Raw genomic sequence first — 18,519 nt, 5'->3', positions numbered from 1 at the left:
CTGTCCGGCCTGGCCGCCCCCGCCGGTGCCTCCGCCCCCCGCGCGCCGGTGGCAGCGCCGGCGCCGCGGCCGTTGCAGGTTGCCGTGCCGCCCGCGCCAGCCCAGGCAAGACAAAGCGCAGGCGTGGAAGTCATCCGCGCGGGCAAGCGCGAGATCGAATAAGAACGTGGGCGCCGACTTTATGCAAATTCAGAAGAAACCAGCCCATTCGGCGGCCCTGCGCCGCAGGCTGATGCAGCTCGCGCTGGCCGCGATGCTCGCCACTACCGCGTGGTGCGCACTGGCGCCGCGCGCACAGGCGCAGGAAGCCGTGAACGCGCGCCAGTTGCGCCTGCTGGCCGGCGCGCAGAAGGAGATCCGCAGCGCGCAGCCGGTGGAGCGCGTGGCGGTGGGCAACCCGGCGGTGGCCGATGCGCTGGTGCTGCGCACGCGCGGTGCCCCCAGCGTGCTGCTGGTGGCCAAGCAACCCGGTGTGACCGACGTGATGGTGTGGACGCGCGGCGGCGCCGAGCCGCTGACCTACAACGTGCAGGTCGATGCCATCGCGCCCGATGCCGATGGCGCGAAGCTTGGCTATTCCGCGGCAGGTGCCTCCATCACCGGCCAGTCGCCCGATGCCTATGCCGCGGCGCGCGCGCAGGCCGCGGCGCGCGCAGCCACCAACGGCAAGACCGATGGCAAGCCCGGCCTGGTGGTGGACCGCTCGACCGTGCCGCTCTCCGGCACCGTGCAGGTCGACGTCAAGGTGGTGGAGATCAGCAAGACCGTGCTCAAGGAAGTCGGCATCAACTTCTTCCGCAACAACTCCGGCTTTGCCTTCGGCACGTTCTCGCCATCGACGCTGAACAAGTTCACCTTTACGCCCGGCAGCGGCGGCGCGCCGGGCAGTTTCAGTGCCGACATCGCGTCGCCGATGAGCAATGCCTTCAACCTGGTGGCCGCGTCGCTGACCCACGGCATCTTCGCCAATATCAGCCTTCTGGAGGCCAACGGCCTGGCGCGCGTGCTGGCCGAGCCCAGCCTGGTGGCGCTGTCCGGCCAGAGCGCCAGCTTCCTGGCCGGCGGCGAGATCCCGATCCCGGTGCCGCAGGCGCTGGGCACCACTACGATCCAGTTCAAGCCGTTCGGTATCGGGCTGACGGTGTCGCCCACGGTGCTGTCGGCCGACCGCATCGCGCTGAAGGTGGCACCGGAGGCAAGCGACCTCGACCCCTCGCGCGGCATCTCGATCAATGGCGCGGTGGTGCCCGCCATCGTCACGCGGCGCGCCGACACCACGGTGGAACTGGGTGACGGCGAGAGCTTCGTGATCGGCGGGCTGGTCAGCCGCAACACCGTCAGCAACGTCAGCAAGGTGCCGGTGCTGGGCGACCTGCCGGTGATCGGCGCCTTCTTCAAGAACCTGAATTTCCACCAGGAAGACCGTGAGCTGATGATCGTGGTCACGCCGCGCCTGGTGAAGCCGCTGGCCAAGGGTGCGCCGGCGGCGCAAGCCGTTGGTGCCGACGGCCGCACCAACGGCAACCCCAATGTATGGGGCTGGTATGTGCTGGGCGAATTCGCGGACCCGACTTTGCCGGGTTTCTCAAAATAGCCGCCGGCCGTGCCGGCAGGCATGGCCAACGGCTTGAGGCAGAGAGATGGACTATTTTCTGTTGCATGCAACACAGGGCGAAGTGAAGGACTGGCTGGGCAAGGTCCTGGGCGGGCTGGGCACGCTGGTGGCAGAAGGCGGCGCCCAGGAAGCCTTTCTCGAGCGCGCGGCCCAGCTGCGCCCGGGGCTGGTGTTCCTGCATTTCTCGACGGAGCTGGCCGGCGCGTCGGCGCGGCTGGGCGAGCAGGTGCTGCGGCTCTTCCCAGGCCTGCCGCTGGTCGCGGTGGGCCACGCCGACGAGCCCGGCATCATGCTCGCGGCGCTGCGCGTGGGTGTGAAGGACTTTATCGACCTGCGCGACGCGCCTGCCGATGCCGAGGCCGTGGTCAAGCGCCTGGCCGTGCCGGGCGAGCAGGTGCGCCCGGCCGAGTCGGCGCGCGAGGGCAAGATCGTGGCGCTGCTGGGCGCACGCCCCGGCGTGGGCGTGACCAGCCTGGCCGTGAACCTGGCCGCGGCGGCACGCCGCCACCTGCCGCTGAACGAAAAGACCGACGCGCGCGCCGAAGTGCTGCTGCTGGACCTGGGCCTGCCGGCGCGCGACGGCGCGCTGTACCTGAACCTGGGCCCGGGCTTCCACTTTGTCGAGGCGGTGCGCAACCTGCGCCGCTTCGACCAGGTCTTCGTGCAGACCGCGCTGACGCGCCACGGCAACGGCGTGTGTGTGCTGCCCCTGCCCGCGGCGCTGGGCGAGCTGCGCGATATCTCCTACTCCGAAGCCATCAGCCTGCTGGAGCGGCTGCGCGCGTTCTTCGACATGCAGATCATCGACCTGGGCGGCTTCGGCAATGCCGAGTTCACCGCGCAGATCGTCAAGGCCGCCGACAGCGTGGTGCTGGTGGCCGACCAGAGCGTGGGCGCGATCGTCTCGGCGGCGGAGCTGGTGCATGAGCTGCGCGCGCGCGAGGTGGAGCGCGACGATCTGCACCTGCTGGTGTCGCGCTTCGATGCGCGCCTGGGCGTGGATGCCGCGCAGATCGCGCACCGCGTGGGCGTGCAGTCTGTGGGCACGCTGCCCGACAGCCGCGCGCCGCTGGTGCTGGCCATGAACCGCGGCGCGGTGCTGGCCGACGACGATCCGCACGACCCCTATGTGCGCGCCCTGGCCGACCTGCTGGCACGACTGGGCTATCGCGCGGCGCAGGCCAGGGAAACCAGCCTGCTGGCGCGGATGAAGGACAAACTGCCTGAGGCGCTGCGCGCGGTGCGCGTGGCACGCATTGGAAGCTGACATGACGCAAGCGATTGAATTTTCCGACAACACCCCCGCACCGTTCCCGGTCTCGCAGGAATTCCAGAACATCAAGGAAGCGGCGCACGAGCACCTGCTGACCCGCATCGAAGAGCTCGGCGCAGAGTTCGGCCGCTGGTCGCGCACCGCGATCCAGCGCTTTGTCGACCTGGAGCTGGAGAGCTTTACCCGGTTGCGCCGCATCCCCATCAACGAGGCCGAGCTACGCCAGATTGCCGAGGCACTGACCAAGGAGCTGGCCGGCTTCGGCCCGATCGAAGACCTGCTCAACGACCCCGCGGTGGAAGACATCCTGGTCAACGGCCACCTTGACGTCTACGTGTCGCGCCACGGCGTGCTGGAGCGCATCCCGGTGCGCTTTAACGACAGCGGCCACCTGCTGCGCATCGTGCGCCGCATCCTGGCGCCGATCGGCAGGCGGCTGGACGAGTCCAACCCGATGGTCGATGCGCGCCTGCCGGACGGCGGCCGCATCAACGTGGTGATCCCGCCGCTGGCGCTGGAGGGCCCGGTGGTGTCGATCCGCAAGTTCCGCAAGGACCCGATGACGCCTGCTGACCTGCAGGCGCTGGGCACCATGAGCCCCGAGATCTGCGACCTGCTGCAGGCCGCGGTGCAGGCGCGCTGCAATATCCTGGTGAGCGGCGGCACCAGCTCGGGCAAGACTTCGCTGCTCAACGCGCTGGCCACCTTCGTGCCGACCACCGAGCGCGTCATCACCATCGAGGACACCGCCGAGCTGGCGCTGAACCATCCGCACGTGGTGCGGCTGGAAAGCCGTCCGGGCGGCTTCGAGGGCACCGGCGTGGTGTCGATCCGCGACCTGCTGCGCAACAGCCTGCGCATGCGCCCGGACCGCATCATCGTGGGTGAAGTGCGCGGCGGCGAGGTGCTGGAAATGCTTCAGGCGATGAGCACAGGCCACGACGGCTCGATGGGCACCATCCACGCCAGCAGCCCGCGCGAATGCCTGTACCGGCTGGAGATGCTGGCCGGTTTTGCCGGCTTCCAGGGCAGCGAGGCGAGCCTGCGCCGGCAGATCGCCAACGCCATCGACTTCATCGTGCAGATCGCGCGGCTTTCCAACGGCAAGCGCCGCATCGTCTCGATCACCGAGATCACCGGGCTGGGCGACAACATCATCTCCACCCAGGAGCTGTACCGCCACGAGCCCTACATGAACCCGGACGGCACCGAGACCGACCGCTGGCTCTCGCTCGGCCTGCTGCCGCACTCGCCCAAGCTGGCGCGCATGCGCGGACCGGGCTTCATGCTGGACGACCGCTTCGATGTCTAGCGCCACGCTGCTGCTCGCCGCCATGGCCCTGGTCATCACCGGCCTGGGCCTGCTGCTGCTGGCCAGCGCGCAGGCGCGTGCGCGCCGCGAGCAGCAGCAGGCGTTCCTGCAGGCGCAGACCGAGCAGGTGCGCCTGCGCTATGCGCAGGCGCCGGATCCGGCGCTGCAACTGCCCGCGCGCGACCTGCGCCGCCGCTGGGACGACTTCCTGCGGCGTGCCGACCTGGCGCCGACGCGCCGCACCGCCATCGTCTGGATCACGCCGGTGGTGCTGTGCACGCTGGCCGGCGCCGTGGCGGGGCAATGGCTGGGCGCGGTGTCGGCCCTCATCGTGGCGCTGGCAGTGGCGGCGTTCGCGGCATGGAACCGCGTGCGCCGCCTGCACAAGAAGCTGCTGTCGCAACTGCCCGGATTCCTGGACGGTGTGGTGCGGCTGATGACGATCGGCAGCAGCGTGCCGGCCGCGTTCCAGAACTCCATCGCCAATACCGAGGCGCCGCTGCGCCAATGCCTGGTGCAGGCCATACACCTGCAACGCGCTGGCAAGGAGCTGGACCAGGCGGTGCTGCAGGTCGGGCGCGTGTACAAGGTCGAGGAACTGGTGCTGGTGGCTTCGGTGCTGCGCCTGTCGGTGCGCTACGGCGGCCGCGCCGATGTGGTGATGGAGCGCACCGCTGCCTTCATGCGCGACCGCGAACAGGCCCAGCGCGAGCTGATGGCGCTGTCGGCCGAGACCCGGCTGTCAGCGTGGATCCTGGGGCTGCTGCCGTTGGTGGTGGCCGGCGGCCTGTTCATGCTGAACGCGGGCTACATCATGATGATGTGGAAGGATCCCACCGGCAAATCGATGCTGCTGTCGGCCCTGGCGCTGGAAGTTGCCGGGGCCTTCATGCTGTACCGGCTGGCCAAGTCGATCTGAGCGGCATGCCAGCACGCAGACAAGAGCCAACATGGACCGTCTGACACTGATTTCGCTCAGCCTGCTGGTCGCCGCTTGCGGCGTGGGCGTACTGACGCTGCCGCTGTTGCGCGACTGGCGCCAGCGCCGGCTGGCGGCGCGCACCATCGACGGCGCGCTGGCACGGCAGCGCGCGGCAGAAGCCGCCCAGGCCACGCACGCCACGGCTCCCGCCGCGCCGCAGGGCAGGGGCGGGGCGGCTACGGCGATCGGGGCGCAACTGGGCGCGCGCGTGGGCGAGCACATCAACGCCCACTGGCTGGATTCGCGCCTCGGGCGCGCGGTGGTGACGCCGGAAGACCAGCAGTTGCTGGAGCAATGCGGATGGTACGGGCCGCAGTCGCGCATGCTGTTCGGCGTGCTGCGGCTGGGGTTGCCGTTGGCCCTGGCGCTGGCTGCCATGCTCTGGCACGTGGGCGCGGGTGCCTTCGCCATCGTCGCGTGGGGCTTCGGCACGTTTGCGCTGGCCTACCTGGCCCCCAAGTGGCACCTGCGCCGCCGTGCCGCGGCGCGCCTGCGCATGGTCGATGACGAACTGCCGGTGCTGATCGACATGCTGCGCCTGCTGCAGGGCGTGGGCCTGTCGATCGACCAGAGCCTGCAGGTGATCGTGGCCGAGTTCGGCAGCATGCTGCGCGTGCTGGGGCCGGAGCTGGCACGCGCCAACCAGCAGTTTGCCTCGGGACGCTCGCGCGAACAGACGCTCTTGCGCATCGGCCGGCTGTTCGACAGTGAAGACCTGAAGAGCCTGATCACGCTGCTGACGCAGGTGGACAAGCACGGCGGCGCGGTGCAGGAGCCGCTGCGCCTGTTCGGCCTGCGCATGCAGGAGGCGCGCAAATCGCGCATGAAGGACGAGATCGGCCGGCTCACGGTCAAGATGACCGCGGTGATGGTGGTGAGCCTGCTGCCGGTGCTGCTGATCCTGACCGCGGGCCCCGGCTTTCTCGGGGTGATCCGCATGCTGGCACATATGGGAGGGACGCGATGACGCGCTCAGTCGGTCCGGCACTGGGCCGGATCTCGAAAACGGCGGCGTGCCTGCTGCTGGCGGCGCTGTCCGGTTGCGCCGCCAACACCAACGGGGCCGCGGCCATGCATGAGCAGGCCGAGGCCCAGGTGGAACTGGCCAAGCTGCGCGACAAGACCGCGCGCGCCGAATACAGCGAGCAGGCGGTCTACCTGGGCCTGATCCGCAAGATGCAGCAGGACGGGCTTTACTTCGCCTCGCTGGCGCATATCGAGGTCTACGTGAAGCGCTTCGGCGCCGGCCCGGAGATCCAGGCGATGCGCGCCGATGCGCTGCGCGAGACCGGGCAGGACAAGGCTGCCACCGATGCTTACCAGCAACTTGCAGCGACGTCGCAGGGCGAGCAGGCCGCGCATGCGCACCACGGGCTCGGCCTGCTGGCGGGGCGCCAGGATGACTTTGCGCGCGCCGTCACCGAGCTGCGCCAGGCCGCCGCGCTCGACCCTGTCAATCCGCGCATCTCCAGCGACCTGGGCTATGCGCTGATGCGTGCCGGCGCGCTGCAGGACGCGCGCGTGCCGGTGATGCAGGCGCTGGAACTGGACGCGCGCAATCCGCGTGTGATCAGCAACGCCGTGGTGTGGCTGATCGCCGACGGCAAGCGCGCGCAGGCCAACGCCATGATGCAGAAGGCCGCACTGCCCGAAGCCACGCGCAGCGCCATCCGCAAGGAAGCCGACCGCATCGCCCGCGCCACCGCGGCGCGCGACCGCGCTGCGGCCCGTCCTGCGCCGGCAGTGCGGGCGCCATCGAAACCCGCCACGACGGCACCGGCCACCTCGGTGGCGGCCGTGGCCGCAACCGCAGGGGCTACCCCATGACCGCGATGTTCCGCATTGCCATCCCCGCGCTCTGCCTGCTGATGCTGGCGCCCGCCGCGCAGGCGCAGGCCGACCGTGCCACGACCGAGGCCGCCACCGGCATGCCGGCAGGCAGCCCGGCGCAACGCGAGATCGGCGCCGACACGCGCGCCATCCTCGCCATCCAGCGCGAAGGCACGCAGGCCGGTCCCATGCTGCCGATGCACGGCGAGCAGGCGGCGCTGGGCTACGAGCGCTACATGAACAGCTTCCGCTTCGCGCTGCCGGAGTTCTATACGGGGCAGGCCAACGCCAGCACCGCGCGCGCCGGCTCTGCTGGCCAGATGCTGGGCGGCAAATGAGCTTGCGCCAGCCGCGGCTGCGCCGGGCATCCACTTCGGCACGCGGCGCCATCAGTGTGATGGCGGCGCTGCTGATCGCCACCGTGGCGATCGCCGCGCTGGTGTCGATCGACGTGGGGCATGTGTTCATGCGCCAGCGGCAGTTGCAGAACATGGTGGACCTGGCGGCGATGTCGGCGGCGCAGCAGCTCAAGCGGGCGGATAGTCCGGCGAATCTCAACGCCGCTGTGCTGGGTACGGCCAGAAATATCGGTGCGAAGAACGGGTATCCGTCGGGCATTGCAATGGGTTGCGGCGATGCCACCGGTGGCGGCGCGGATGCCATGACTGCCTGTCTTGGCGTGTGGGATCCGGCGAGCGGCGATCCGAAGCATTTCAGCGCTACGTATGAAGCAACCAAAATCGCGCCAAATGCCGTGCGCGTGCAGGCCACGCAGACCGTGCCGATCCTGTTCGTGATCGACGGCGGCGGCGGCCGGCAGCTGTTTGCTGAAGCGATTGCCAGCGGCAGTCCGCCGGTGGTGGCGTTTTCGCTGGGTACTGGGTTGCTGGACGTCTCCACCGCCAACAGCATGCTGAGTGTGTTGCTGGGCAATACGGTGAGCTTGTCGTTGGTGGACTGGCAGGGACTGGTCAATACCACCGTGACGCTGGACCAGTTGCGGCTCAAAGCGGGTGTCGGCACGGTGGACCACCTGTTGAACACTTCATTGAACCTGCGTGATTTCTACGTGCTGGTGCTTGGCGCCGCTGGCCGCGACGCGCTGCTGACGACGATGCTGGGCAGCCCGCCAACCGCGCTTGGGGTGAGCGGGGCGGCGGCTACGGTGTCACTGGCCAGGCTGCTTGATCTTGGTGTGATGGCGCCTGCGGCATCGTCGGCGGTGGAGGTGGGCCTGAACGTGGCGCAGTTGCTGCTCGCCTCCGCGCAGGTGGCGCGAGGGGATACGGCAGTTGCCCTGCCGCTGAACATACCCAATCTCCCGCTTGGCCTGGGGGGCATCAGCGCCAACCTGCGCGTANGGGGGGGGGGGGGGGGGGCGGGTCCGGCGCGACAGCTCTCCAGCAACCCGGACACCTGGCAGACGACCGCAAGCTCGTCCCAGGTAAAACTGACCCTGATGCTCCAGATCACCGCCAATATCCTGAAACCGGTACTGGACGCCAACTTGAACGTGCCGCTCTATCTCGATGTGGCCAACGCCACTGCCGACCTGACCAAGCTGCAATGCGCGGCAAGTCCTGGGGACCGCCGTGCCACGATGCACGTCAAGAGCGGTCTCGTCACGGCGTGCCTCACCGATGGCTGCACGGGTAGCGACGTGGTGCTCGGCCAGGCTAAGCTGGGGCTGTTCGATATTGCGGAGGTGATTGCCACGGACGTGCCACGCTATGGCAGCACGGCTGGCCAGGAGGTCACGCTGGCATCGGGCGGGCATGCGCAAGTTGGTACCGCCGATCCGTTTGGCGGGTTGTTCTCGCAAGTGCTGGCCCTGAAGGTGCGGACCAAGCTGCTGGGCATCCTTAGCGTACCCATTGATCTCGGCCCGCTACTCGCGCCGCTCGGGGCAGCGCTCGACGCATTGATCCCGCCGCTGCTCGCCAGTCTCGGCATCCAGCTAGGCACCGCCGACCTCTGGGTCCACAGCATCGACTGCAACAATGCCGAACTGGTGTACTGAGCCATGATCGCGCCAAACCGCCTGATGGCAGAAATCGAATGAAGACAGACCGCTGGGCCTACGAAAACCTTGAAGTCTACGTGTGGGAAGGCAAGTACGAGATTGCCGACCGCGTCACGCGTTTCCTGGCGCCGCTGGGAGTGGACGTGATCCGTGCCGGGGCGCTCGATGCCTTGCCCGCCGAGCCGCGCCTGAAGCCCTGCATCGCGGTGATCAGCGTGTCGGTGATCGGCGCGGCGCGCTTCTCGCTGGACTGGGAGGCCGCGCACGGCATGCCGGTGATCTGGGTGGCCGGCCCGGGCCGCGAGGCCGATCCCGGACGCTTTCCGCCGGAGTACGCGCATATCCTTGCCGATGACTTCACCGGCGCCGACCTGCGCAGCCAGATCGGCAAGCTGCTGCCGCAACTGCTGGCCACGGACGCGCCCGGCGAGCGCGAGGCCGATCTGGTGGCCGGTTCGCCGGCGATGCGCCAGCTGCTGCAGCATGTGGAAACCTTTGCCGACTTCGGCAGCAACGTGATGCTGTATGGCGAAACCGGTGCGGGCAAGGAACGCATCGCGCGCCTGTTTCATGAGCGCAACGGCACCTACGGAAAGGGGCCGTTCGTCGCGGTCAACTGCGGCGCGATCCCTGACGGCTTGTTCGAGTCGCAGTTCTTCGGCCATGCCAAGGGCGCGTTCACCGGCGCCTCATTCGCGCACCGCGGCTATTTCGAGCAGGCCAACGGCGGCACGCTGTTTCTCGATGAAATCGGCGACCTGCCGCTGTTCCAGCAGGTCAAGCTGCTGCGCGTGCTGGAAGAGAACGTGATCACCCGGCTGGGATCGACCCTGGCGGTCAAGCTGGATTTCCGGCTGGTGGCGGCGACCAACAAGGACCTGCGCGATGCGGTGCGGCAGGGGCGCTTCCGCGCCGACCTGTTCTTCCGCCTGGCGGTGATCGAGATGCGCATCCCCAGCCTGGAAGAGCGTGGCCAGGCCGACAAGGTGGCGCTGCTGCAGTCGTTCCTGCGCCATATGCTGGGGGGGTCCGGCTTCGACGCGCTGCCGCCGATGCCGGACTGGCTCAAGGGCGCGGTCGGCACCGCCTATTTCACCGGCAATGTGCGCGAACTGCGCAACCTGGCCGAGCGTGTGGGCATCACCGTGCAGCAGACCGGGCACTGGGACGAAGAGCGTATCCGGCCGCTGTTCCGCTCGCTGCATCCGGGTGCGTTCGATGGCGGCGAGCGCAACGACCTGCGTGCCGATACGGAAGAGCGCCGCCGCATCCTGGCCGCGCTCGATGCCAATGGCTGGCGGCGGCAGGACACGGCGGCAAGCCTGGGCATCAGCCGCAAGGTGCTGTGGGAAAAGATGCGCAAGTACCAGATCGCCGACAGCGAGGCCGAGCCGGTCTGAGCGCGCGCATCAGGACACGCCTCAGGGCAGGCGGATCTCCTTCACGTCGAAGTGCGATTCGCCGATCAGCTCCTTGTCGTATTCGCCGACCAGTTCCACCGTGGTCTGCGCATCCACCGGTTTCTGTGCCGGCCAGAGCTTGGCCTTGATCTTCACCTTCATCTGGCCGGTGCCGTCCGAGAACAGGTAGCGCTCGTCGCCGACACTGCTGACGATCTTGCCGCGCAGCACGGCCTGCTGGTCGTCCTTGCCATCTGCCTGCAGCGCCTTCACGGTCATCACCGGGACGGCCGACGGGCCGGTGTACTGGGCGCTGGCGCCGGCGGCGGCCAGTCCCAGCACAAGGGTCAGGGCAGTGGCGGACAGGATGCGTTTCATGTGCGTTCTCCGTAAATTTCAAATTTGGGGCGACTGCATGCATGATGCGCGCGCCCGCCTGAACCGTTGCTGAACGGGCAGGCAGGTCGCAACGCATTATGATGCGGGTTTCGCCTTTGCATCTATCGGATCCCGGATTGCGTTTCCTTCACACCGCCGACTGGCATCTCGGCCGGCTCTTCCATGCGCGCAGCCTGCTGGAAGACCAGGCCCATATCCTCGACCAGTTTGTTGAACTGGTCCGCACCGAACGCCCCAACGCCGTGCTGATCGCGGGCGACGTCTACGACCGCGCCGTGCCGCAGCCTGAAGCAGTGGCCTTGCTCGACGACGTGCTGGGCCGCATCGTTATCGACACCGGCGTGCCGGTGGTGATGATCGCCGGCAACCATGACAGCGCGCAGCGGCTGGAATTCGGCGCGCGGCTGATGCGGGCCCAGGGCCTGCACGTGGCCGGCCGCACGCTGGCCGAGGCGGCCTGCGTGACGCTGCACGACACCCACGGCGAGGTGCGTATCTACGCGCTGCCGTACGCGGAGCCGGCGTTGGTGCGCGATGCCATGGTTACCGACCTGCCATCGCATGAAGCCGCGCTGCGCGCGCAGCTCGATGCCATCCGCGCGGTGCATCCGCCGGGCGTGCGTGCCGTGGTGGTGGGCCACGCCTTCGTGGTGGGCGGCGCGGCAAGCGAATCGGAACGGCCGCTGTCGGTGGGCGGCAGCGGCGCGGTGGCCGCGGACCTGTTCGCCGGCTTTGACCTGGTGGCGCTGGGCCACCTGCACCGGCCCCAGACGCTGGGCGGCGGGCGCGTTCACTATGCGGGCTCGCTGCTGAAGTATTCGCTGTCAGAGTGCGCGCACGACAAGTCGGTGTCGCGCATCGAACTGGGCGCGGACGGGGCGGTCGCCATCACGCCGGTGCCGCTGCAGGCCCTGCGCGACGTGCGGGTGGTGGAAGGCGAACTGGCGCAAGTGCTGGCAGCGGGAGCCGACGATCCGCAACGCGATGACTACATCCACGCGCGCCTCACCGATACGGGCGCGCTGCTGGACCCGATGGCCAGGCTGCGGCAGGTCTATCCCAATGCGCTCGCGATCGAGCGGACTGTGCTGGCGCGCACCGGCACGGTTTCGGAGGCCGGGCGCAAGTTGCGGCAACTGGGTACCGGCGAACTCTTTGCCAACTTCTTCCGCGAAGTGGCGGATGCCGAGCTGGAACCGGACCAGCGTGCCGTGCTCGACCAGGTGCTGACCGGGATCGCCGCCGCGGACAGGGAGTCGGCATGAGACCGCTGCATTTGACGCTGCAGGCCTTCGGCCCCTTTGCCGCGACCGAGCAGGTCGATTTCACGCGGCTGGGCGAGCAGGCCTTTGTGCTGATCCACGGCCCGACCGGCGCGGGCAAGACCACGCTGCTCGACGCGATCTGCTTTGCGCTGTACGGCGATACCTCCGGCGGCGAGCGCAGTGCGCAGGCCATGCGCAGCGCCAACGCCGCGCCCGCGCTGCGCACCGAGGTGACGCTGGAGTTCAGCCTGGGCGCGCAGCGCTGGCGCGTGGTGCGCTCGCCCGTGCAGGAGCGGCCCAAGCAGCGCGGCGAGGGCTGGGTGACCGAGCCGGCCAAGGCGCAGCTGGACCTGCATGACGGCAACGACTGGGTCAGCAAGGCCAGCCAGCCCGCCAGGGTCAGCGATGCCGTGCGCGACTTGCTGGGCTTCGACAGCGCCCAGTTCCGCCAGGTGATCGTGCTGCCGCAGGGTCGCTTCCGTGAATTGCTGACCGCCAGTTCGCAGGCGCGCCAGGCCATTCTGGAGCGCCTGTTCCGCACCGAGCTGTACCGGCGCGTGGAAGAGCTGCTGAAGGCCGAGGCCGCCGGCATCCGCCGCGATGCCGAGCGCATCACCATCCAGCGCGACGAAGCGCTGCGCCAGGTTGGCGTGGAATCGGCGCAGGCGCTGGCAGAGGGAATCGAGGCATTGCAGGCCGAGTTGCAGGCGCTGCAAGGGCAGGAACAGGGCGCGCGCGCCACGCTGGCCGCAGCGCAGGCGGCGCTGGGTGCCGGCGAGCAGGTGGCGGCGCGGTTGCAGGAACGCCAGCAGGCGCAGGCCGCGCACGCGGCGCTGCTGGCGCGCCAGCCAGCCATGGAGGATGAGCGCGCGCGACTGCACGCCGCCCAGCGCGCCGCGCGTGTCCGGCCGGCACTGCAGGCATGGCAGGCCGCGCAGCGCGACCAGGCCGCCAGCGACGTTGCCTTGACGCGGGCCGGCGAGCAGGCGGCGCGCGCCGCGCAACGGGCCACGCAGGCGGCTGCCGCATTGCAGGCCGAAACAGCACGTGCTGAAGCGCGCCAGTCGGCGCAGCGGCGGGTTTCGCAGCTGGCAGACATGCTGCCGCGCGCGCAGCAGCTGGGTGCGCAGCTGGCCGCGCTGCAGGCGGCCGAAGGCAGGCAGGCGGCAGCCGCCACCGCGCGCGAACGCGCCGCCGCACAGCTTGCCACGCGGCAAGCCGATGCCGTTGCCGCGGAGTCCGCGCTGGCGCAAGGCCAGCTTGCCGCAGCGCAGGCACAGGCCACGGCGTTGCAGCTGGCCGCGTTGCAGGAACGCGCACGGCAGCTTGACCGTCATCAGCAAGCTGCGCGGGCGCTGGATGCCGCGAACGCACAGGCGGCCACTGCCGCCGCTGCCGAACAGCACGCCCTGCGCCAGCGCGAGCAGTGCCGCGCCGCGCTGGCCGAAGCGGAAGCTGCCTGGCGCGCCGGACAGGCCGCGCGGCTGGCTGCATCCCTGGCAGCGGGCGATGCCTGCCCGGTCTGCGGCAGCACCGCGCACCCGGCACCGGCGCAGCATGTGGCGGCGCCGCTGTCGGACCAGGCGCTGGAGCAGGCCCGCCAGGCCGTGCTCGAGGCCGAATCTCATGCGGTGCGCAGCACCGGCCAGCACCAGGCGGCACAAGCCGCCATTGCGCAGGCGCGCGAGCGGCTGGACGAACTGGCGCAGGCGCTGGGCGAGGTCGGCGACGAGTCCGCCCGCAAACTGAAGGCCGAGATCACGGCGCTGGAAGCGGCATTGGCCGAAGGCCGGCAAGCGGCGGCAAGCCTTGCGCAACGCGAAGCCGCCATCGTCAGTTGCCGCGCGGCGCTCGCTGCGGCGGAAGCCGCCAGCCGCGATGCTGCCGCTGCCGCCGAGGCCGCTGCCCAGGCGCTGGCCCACTGCCGTGGCGAATGGCAGGCCAACAGTGCGCAGGTCCCCGAGGACTCACGCGACCCCGTGGCGCTGGGCGGGGCCCTGCGCCAGGCGCAGGCCATGCTCGCCGCGCTGGAACAGGCGCTGGCCGCTGCGCAGGCGGCCGAGCGCCAGGCTGCGGCGGACGCAGCCGGGGCACAGGCCGGACTGGTTTCGGCACAGCAGGCACAGGAGCAGGCGGCTAACCGCCTGGCCGAGGCCGAAGCCGCGCTTGGGCAGGCGCTCGCGCAGCAAGGCTTTGCCGATGTGCAGGCCCACGCCGCCGCCTGTCTGGGCGACGATGCCATGCAAACGCTCGATGCCACGCTGCGTGCTTTCGATACCCAGTTGGCCACGGCCGCCGACCGGCACGAACGCGCCGAGGCCGCCGCGCAAACGCTGGACGCGCCGGACCTGGATGGCCTGCGCGCAGCGCGGGATGCGTCGGCAGCCGCGGTGGAAGCCCTGGTCCGGCAACAGGCCGAGCGCGGCCGTTCGCGCGACACGCTGCTGCAGTGCCAGCTGCGCCTGCAGCAGCTGGACGCGCAGGGGCGCGACATCGAGGCACGCTACGCGGTGCTGGGCCGGCTGGCCGAAGTCGCCAACGGCAACAACCCGCGCCGCATGACGTTCCAGCGCTTCGTGCTGGCCACGCTGCTCGATGAGGTGCTGGAAGCCGCGTCGGCGCGCTTGCTGGCGATGAGCCGCGGCCGCTATGTGCTGCAGCGCGTGCGCGAGCAGGCCGACCAGCGCAGTGCGGGCGGACTGGATATCGAAGTGTTCGACCACGATACCGGCGCGGCGCGGCCGGCCAATACGCTGTCAGGCGGCGAGGGCTTTCTCGCGTCGTTGTCGCTGGCGCTGGGGCTGGCCGATGTGGTGCAGTCGCGCGCGGGCGGCATCCAGCTCGATACGCTGTTTGTCGACGAAGGCTTTGGCACGCTCGATCCCGAGAGCCTGGACTTCGCCATCCGTACGCTGCTGGACCTGCAGCAGGCAGGGCGGCTGGTGGGGATCATTTCGCACGTCACCGAACTGCGTGAGCGCATCGACGTGCGGTTGGAGGTGCGCCCTGGGGTTGGCGGCAGCCGGGTACTGATGTCGGGCGTGGCGACACCCGCGTAGTGCGGCGAGGCTTCCCCGTCAGCCGACAAATACCTGGCGGCAACGAATCGCCATCACTTGCGCTTCAAACGCGCGGGCGGCTGCCCGCGCCAGGCGCGCACGGCGTGACAGCGGGGGCGGGCGGGATGGCATGTCGGCGCCTGCCGGGGCAGGCGCGGGGGCTTGCAGTCGATCCTTGCGGGGTTTCAGTCCCCACGCCTGCTGCGTGACATGCAGGATGCGCGCAAGCGCCGCTGCATGGGGCGTGGATGAAAACGGGACGTGGACGGTGGCCATGACGGGCTCCTCGTTCTTGTTTGTTGCCAGGGCAGCCCTGCTCAGCCGGGTGGTCCGGTGGCTGCTGTGCGGGTGTTGCCTTGCCTGATTCCAAAATAGCCCGCGCGGCCCCCGGGCCATATCGAGTGCGAGCCGATTGTGATGTCGGCCCCGTCCTACACACGGGGTGTGCCCGTCACCCACGCGCGCTTATCGCACAATCTGGTTTGGCCGACCGCCCCGGTCGGCTTGACCGTCGCCGACGCGCAGGTGTAACCTGTTCATTCTGCGAATTCAAGTTCGTATATCGAACAAATCGGTTAACGAACCACCGGTCCACACCACAAAGGCCACACGCAGACTGCTGGACTCGTTCAAATGGGTAGCGCCCCGCCGCCCGCCGCGACGAAACTCCTTCCGGCAGGATTACCGGAGACAGCCTTTCATGCGCCGCGTCTTGCGGCCCGCTCCGGTAGCCTGGCGGATCTTCCGACCTGGAACGCAAGTGATCAACAAGCTATACGACACGGTGGAAGCGGCGGTCGCCGGCATCCACGACGGCGCCACCATCCTGATTGGCGGCTTTGGCCTCGCAGGCATGCCTGCGGAACTGATCGACGCGCTGATCGAGCAGGGCGCGCGAGACCTCACCATCGTCAACAACAACGCCGGCAACGGCGACACTGGGCTGGCCGCGCTGCTCAAGACCAAGCGCGTGCGCAAGATCGTCTGCTCGTTCCCGCGCCAGGCGGATTCCTACGTCTTCGATTCGCTCTACCACGCGGGCGAGATCGAGCTGGAACTGGTGCCGCAGGGCAACCTGGCCGAGCGCATCCGCGCCGCCGGTGCCGGCATCGGCGGCTTCTTCACGCGCACCGCGTACGGCACGCCGCTGGCCGAAGGCAAGGAAACGCGCATCATCGACGGCCAGGGCTATGTGTTCGAGACCCCGATCCACGCCGACTTCGCGCTGATCAAGGCCGACACCGCCGACCGCTGGGGCAACCTTACCTATCGCAAGACCGCACGCAACTTCGGCCCGATCATGGCGATGGCCGCCAAATGCGCCATCGTGCAGGTCAGCCGCGTGGTTGAGCTGGGCGAGATGGACCCCGAACACATCGTGACGCCGGGCCTCTTCGTCAAGCGCGTCGTCAAGGTCGCCTGAGCGCGAACACAGGAGAAACAGCATGCAACGCCTGACCCGCGATCAGATGGCCGCCCGCGTGGCCAAAGACATTCCCGAAGGTGCCGTGGTCAACCTCGGCATCGGCCTGCCGACGCTGGTCGGCAACCACCTGCCCGCAGACAAGGAAATCCTGCTGCACAGCGAGAACGGCCTGCTCGGCATGGGCCCCGCGCCCGCGCCGGGTGAGGAAGACGGCGACCTGATCAACGCTGGCAAGCAGCCGGTGACGATCAAGCCGGGCGGTTCCTACTTCCACCACGCCGATTCGTTTGCGATGATGCGTGGCGGCCACCTCGACTTCTGCGTGCTGGGCGCGTTCCAGGTGTCGGAGAAGGGCGACCTGGCCAACTGGCACACCGGCGCGCCCGGCGCCATCCCCGCCGTGGGCGGCGCGATGGACCTGGCCATCGGCGCCAAGCAGGTGTTCGTGATGATGGAGCACCAGACCAAGCAGGGCGAGAGCAAGATCGTGCCGCAGTGCACCTATCCGCTGACCGGCATCGGCTGCGTGACCCGCATCTACACTGACCTTGCGACCATCGACGTGACCGCCGACGGGCTGGTCGCGCGCGACCTGGTCGACGGCCTGAGCTTTGAAGAGCTGCAGCGCCTGACCGGGGTGCCGCTCAAGCAAGCCGCATAACCAGCAGACCCGACACACACCAAGACGAGAGAGAGAGACACACCATGACCGAAGCCTTTATCTGCGACGCCATCCGCACCCCCATCGGCCGCTACGGCGGCAGCCTGTCCGCGGTGCGCCCGGACGACCTCGGCGCGGTGCCGCTGAAGGCGCTGATGGCCCGCAATCCGAACCTGGACTGGAAGGCCATCGATGATGTGATTTACGGCAACGCCAACCAGGCCGGCGAAGACAACCGCAACGTGGCGCGCATGTCGGCGCTGCTGGCTGGCCTGCCGCAAGAAGTGCCGGGTGCGACCCTCAACCGCCTGTGCGGCTCGGGCATGGACGCCACCGGCACCGCCGCGCGCGCCATCAAGGCCGGCGAAGCCACCCTGATGATCGCCGGCGGCGTGGAAAGCATGAGCCGCGCCCCGTTCGTAATGGGCAAGGCCACCAGCGCGTTCTCGCGCGATGCGCAGATTTTCGACACCACCATCGGCTGGCGCTTTATCAACCCGGCCATGCGCGCGGCCTACGGCGTGGACTCGATGCCCGAGACCGCCGAGAACGTCGCCACCGACTACAAGATCAGCCGCGAAGACCAGGACCTGATGGCCCTGCGCAGCCAGGAAAAGGCATCGCGCGCACAGGCCGACGGCACGCTGGCGCAGGAAATCACCCCGGTCACCATCGCCCAGAAGAAGGGCGACCCGATCGTGGTCGAGCGAGACGAGCACCCGCGCGCCACCAGCATGGAAGCGCTGGCCAAGCTGCGCGGCGTGGTCCGTCCTGATGGCACCGTGACCGCCGGCAATGCCTCGGGCGTGAACGACGGCGCCTGCGCGCTGCTGCTGGCCAGCGAAGCCGGTCTCAAGCAGCACGGCCTGACCCCGCGCGCCCGCATCGTCGGCATGGCCACCGCCGGCGTGGCGCCGCGCGTGATGGGCATCGGCCCGGCACCGGCGTCGCAGAAGCTGCTCAAGCAGCTCGGCATGACCATGGACCAGATCGACGTGATCGAGCTGAACGAAGCGTTCGCCGCGCAAGGCCTGGCCGTGCTGCGTGAACTGGGCGTGGCGGATGACGACAAGCGCGTCAACCCGAACGGCGGCGCGATCGCGCTGGGCCACCCGCTGGGCATGAGCGGCGCGCGCCTGGTCACCACCGCGATGTACCAGCTGCACCGCACCGGCGGGCGCTTCGCGCTGTGCACGATGTGCATTGGCGTGGGCCAGGGTATTGCGATGGTGATCGAGCGCGTTTGAGCGCGTTCGGGTGATCGCATGATCTCC

General features: G+C 69.2%; 16 protein-coding genes. 14 read left to right on the top strand and 2 right to left on the bottom strand.

The window, feature by feature from the left end; genetic code table 11:
• Nucleotides 1–181: 181 nt before the first annotated feature.
• From CF68_RS02915 to CF68_RS02875, 9 genes are all read left to right on the top strand, one after another.
• The gene (locus CF68_RS02915; protein WP_035815914.1) at nucleotides 182–1,594 is read left to right on the top strand and encodes a type II and III secretion system protein family protein; all 1,413 of its coding nucleotides are present in this window, start codon (nucleotides 182–184) and stop codon (nucleotides 1,592–1,594) included.
• Nucleotides 1,595–1,640: 46 nt separating this feature from the next.
• Complete coding sequence (locus CF68_RS02910) at nucleotides 1,641–2,882, top strand: pilus assembly protein (RefSeq protein ID WP_035815913.1); 1,242 nt, start codon at nucleotides 1,641–1,643, stop codon at nucleotides 2,880–2,882.
• 1 nt (nucleotide 2,883) lies between these two features.
• Nucleotides 2,884–4,200, top strand: a complete 1,317-nt coding sequence (locus CF68_RS02905; protein ID WP_035815912.1) for a CpaF family protein — start codon at nucleotides 2,884–2,886, stop codon at nucleotides 4,198–4,200.
• Nucleotides 4,193–5,119 carry a type II secretion system F family protein gene (locus CF68_RS02900; protein WP_035815910.1) on the top strand — a complete coding sequence of 309 codons (927 nt, stop codon included), beginning with the start codon at nucleotides 4,193–4,195 and terminating at the stop codon, nucleotides 5,117–5,119. The genes CF68_RS02905 and CF68_RS02900 overlap by 8 nt, the downstream gene beginning before the upstream one ends.
• A gap of 31 nt (nucleotides 5,120–5,150) precedes the next feature.
• The gene (locus CF68_RS02895; protein ID WP_035815908.1) at nucleotides 5,151–6,149 is read left to right on the top strand and encodes a type II secretion system F family protein; all 999 of its coding nucleotides are present in this window, start codon (nucleotides 5,151–5,153) and stop codon (nucleotides 6,147–6,149) included.
• Complete coding sequence (locus CF68_RS02890) at nucleotides 6,146–7,009, top strand: tetratricopeptide repeat protein (protein ID WP_035815906.1); 864 nt, start codon at nucleotides 6,146–6,148, stop codon at nucleotides 7,007–7,009. The genes CF68_RS02895 and CF68_RS02890 overlap by 4 nt, the downstream gene beginning before the upstream one ends.
• A complete protein-coding gene (locus tag CF68_RS02885; protein ID WP_035815905.1) occupies nucleotides 7,006–7,350 on the top strand; it encodes a DUF3613 domain-containing protein in 345 nt (114 codons plus the stop codon). The genes CF68_RS02890 and CF68_RS02885 overlap by 4 nt, the downstream gene beginning before the upstream one ends.
• Nucleotides 7,347–9,032: a TadG family pilus assembly protein gene (locus CF68_RS02880; RefSeq protein WP_035815903.1), complete on the top strand. Its 1,686-nt coding sequence runs from the start codon at nucleotides 7,347–7,349 to the stop codon at nucleotides 9,030–9,032. Before CF68_RS02885 ends, CF68_RS02880 begins: the two co-directional genes overlap by 4 nt.
• Nucleotides 9,033–9,070: 38 nt before the next feature.
• Nucleotides 9,071–10,435, top strand: a complete 1,365-nt coding sequence (locus tag CF68_RS02875; protein ID WP_035815902.1) for a sigma 54-interacting transcriptional regulator — start codon at nucleotides 9,071–9,073, stop codon at nucleotides 10,433–10,435.
• Nucleotides 10,436–10,456: 21 nt separating this feature from the next.
• Here the strand turns inward: CF68_RS02875 and CF68_RS02870 are convergent, their stop codons facing one another.
• Nucleotides 10,457–10,813, bottom strand: coding sequence for a YgiW/YdeI family stress tolerance OB fold protein (locus CF68_RS02870; RefSeq protein WP_035815901.1), 357 nt, complete (start codon nucleotides 10,811–10,813; stop codon nucleotides 10,457–10,459).
• Nucleotides 10,814–10,950: 137 nt separating this feature from the next.
• On the opposite strand from CF68_RS02870, the gene CF68_RS02865 reads away from it, so the two are divergent.
• Together CF68_RS02865 and CF68_RS02860 are read left to right on the top strand one after the other, a co-directional pair.
• The gene (locus CF68_RS02865) at nucleotides 10,951–12,099 is read left to right on the top strand and encodes an exonuclease SbcCD subunit D (RefSeq protein ID WP_035815900.1); all 1,149 of its coding nucleotides are present in this window, start codon (nucleotides 10,951–10,953) and stop codon (nucleotides 12,097–12,099) included.
• Nucleotides 12,096–15,158 (top strand): AAA family ATPase, encoded by a 3,063-nt coding sequence (locus CF68_RS02860; protein ID WP_035815898.1) that lies wholly within the window; start codon nucleotides 12,096–12,098, stop codon nucleotides 15,156–15,158. The genes CF68_RS02865 and CF68_RS02860 overlap by 4 nt, the downstream gene beginning before the upstream one ends.
• Before the next feature lie 18 nt (nucleotides 15,159–15,176).
• On the opposite strand, the gene CF68_RS02855 is transcribed toward CF68_RS02860, so the two are convergent.
• A complete protein-coding gene (locus CF68_RS02855) occupies nucleotides 15,177–15,434 on the bottom strand; it encodes a hypothetical protein (protein WP_035815897.1) in 258 nt (85 codons plus the stop codon).
• A 484-nt stretch (nucleotides 15,435–15,918) separates the two neighbouring features.
• On the opposite strand from CF68_RS02855, the gene CF68_RS02850 reads away from it, so the two are divergent.
• Genes CF68_RS02850 through pcaF form a run of 3 tightly spaced genes read left to right on the top strand, consistent with a single transcriptional unit; the run spans nucleotide 15,919 to nucleotide 18,492 of the window.
• A complete protein-coding gene (locus tag CF68_RS02850; protein ID WP_035815896.1) occupies nucleotides 15,919–16,581 on the top strand; it encodes a 3-oxoacid CoA-transferase subunit A in 663 nt (220 codons plus the stop codon).
• A 22-nt stretch (nucleotides 16,582–16,603) separates the two neighbouring features.
• Nucleotides 16,604–17,245: a CoA transferase subunit B gene (locus tag CF68_RS02845; protein ID WP_035815894.1), complete on the top strand. Its 642-nt coding sequence runs from the start codon at nucleotides 16,604–16,606 to the stop codon at nucleotides 17,243–17,245.
• 44 nt (nucleotides 17,246–17,289) lie between these two features.
• Nucleotides 17,290–18,492, top strand: a complete 1,203-nt coding sequence (pcaF, locus tag CF68_RS02840) for a 3-oxoadipyl-CoA thiolase (protein WP_035815892.1) — start codon at nucleotides 17,290–17,292, stop codon at nucleotides 18,490–18,492.
• Nucleotides 18,493–18,519: the final 27 nt, after the last annotated feature.

Source organism: Cupriavidus sp. SK-4 (assembly GCF_000611125.1).
In the GTDB taxonomy this organism is placed as follows: Bacteria; Pseudomonadota; Gammaproteobacteria; order Burkholderiales; family Burkholderiaceae; genus Cupriavidus; species Cupriavidus necator.
This window is presented reverse-complemented; position numbering and strand designations above follow the sequence as displayed.

Bases quoted from the DNA above. Each gene is read 5' to 3' on its own strand.
- CF68_RS02870 (WP_035815901.1), bottom strand. From the start codon at position 10,813: ATGAAACGCATCCTGTCCGCCACTGCCCTGACCCTTGTGCTGGGACTG.
- CF68_RS02885 (WP_035815905.1), top strand. From the start codon at position 7,006: ATGACCGCGATGTTCCGCATTGCCATCCCCGCGCTCTGCCTGCTGATG.
- CF68_RS02860 (WP_035815898.1), top strand. From the start codon at position 12,096: ATGAGACCGCTGCATTTGACGCTGCAGGCCTTCGGCCCCTTTGCCGCG.
- CF68_RS02895 (WP_035815908.1), top strand. From the start codon at position 5,151: ATGGACCGTCTGACACTGATTTCGCTCAGCCTGCTGGTCGCCGCTTGC.
- CF68_RS02900 (WP_035815910.1), top strand. From the start codon at position 4,193: ATGTCTAGCGCCACGCTGCTGCTCGCCGCCATGGCCCTGGTCATCACC.
- CF68_RS02845 (WP_035815894.1), top strand. From the start codon at position 16,604: ATGCAACGCCTGACCCGCGATCAGATGGCCGCCCGCGTGGCCAAAGAC.
- CF68_RS02915 (WP_035815914.1), top strand. From the start codon at position 182: ATGCAAATTCAGAAGAAACCAGCCCATTCGGCGGCCCTGCGCCGCAGG.
- CF68_RS02875 (WP_035815902.1), top strand. From the start codon at position 9,071: ATGAAGACAGACCGCTGGGCCTACGAAAACCTTGAAGTCTACGTGTGG.
- pcaF (WP_035815892.1), top strand. From the start codon at position 17,290: ATGACCGAAGCCTTTATCTGCGACGCCATCCGCACCCCCATCGGCCGC.
- CF68_RS02905 (WP_035815912.1), top strand. From the start codon at position 2,884: ATGACGCAAGCGATTGAATTTTCCGACAACACCCCCGCACCGTTCCCG.
- CF68_RS02890 (WP_035815906.1), top strand. From the start codon at position 6,146: ATGACGCGCTCAGTCGGTCCGGCACTGGGCCGGATCTCGAAAACGGCG.
- CF68_RS02855 (WP_035815897.1), bottom strand. From the start codon at position 15,434: ATGGCCACCGTCCACGTCCCGTTTTCATCCACGCCCCATGCAGCGGCG.
- CF68_RS02910 (WP_035815913.1), top strand. From the start codon at position 1,641: ATGGACTATTTTCTGTTGCATGCAACACAGGGCGAAGTGAAGGACTGG.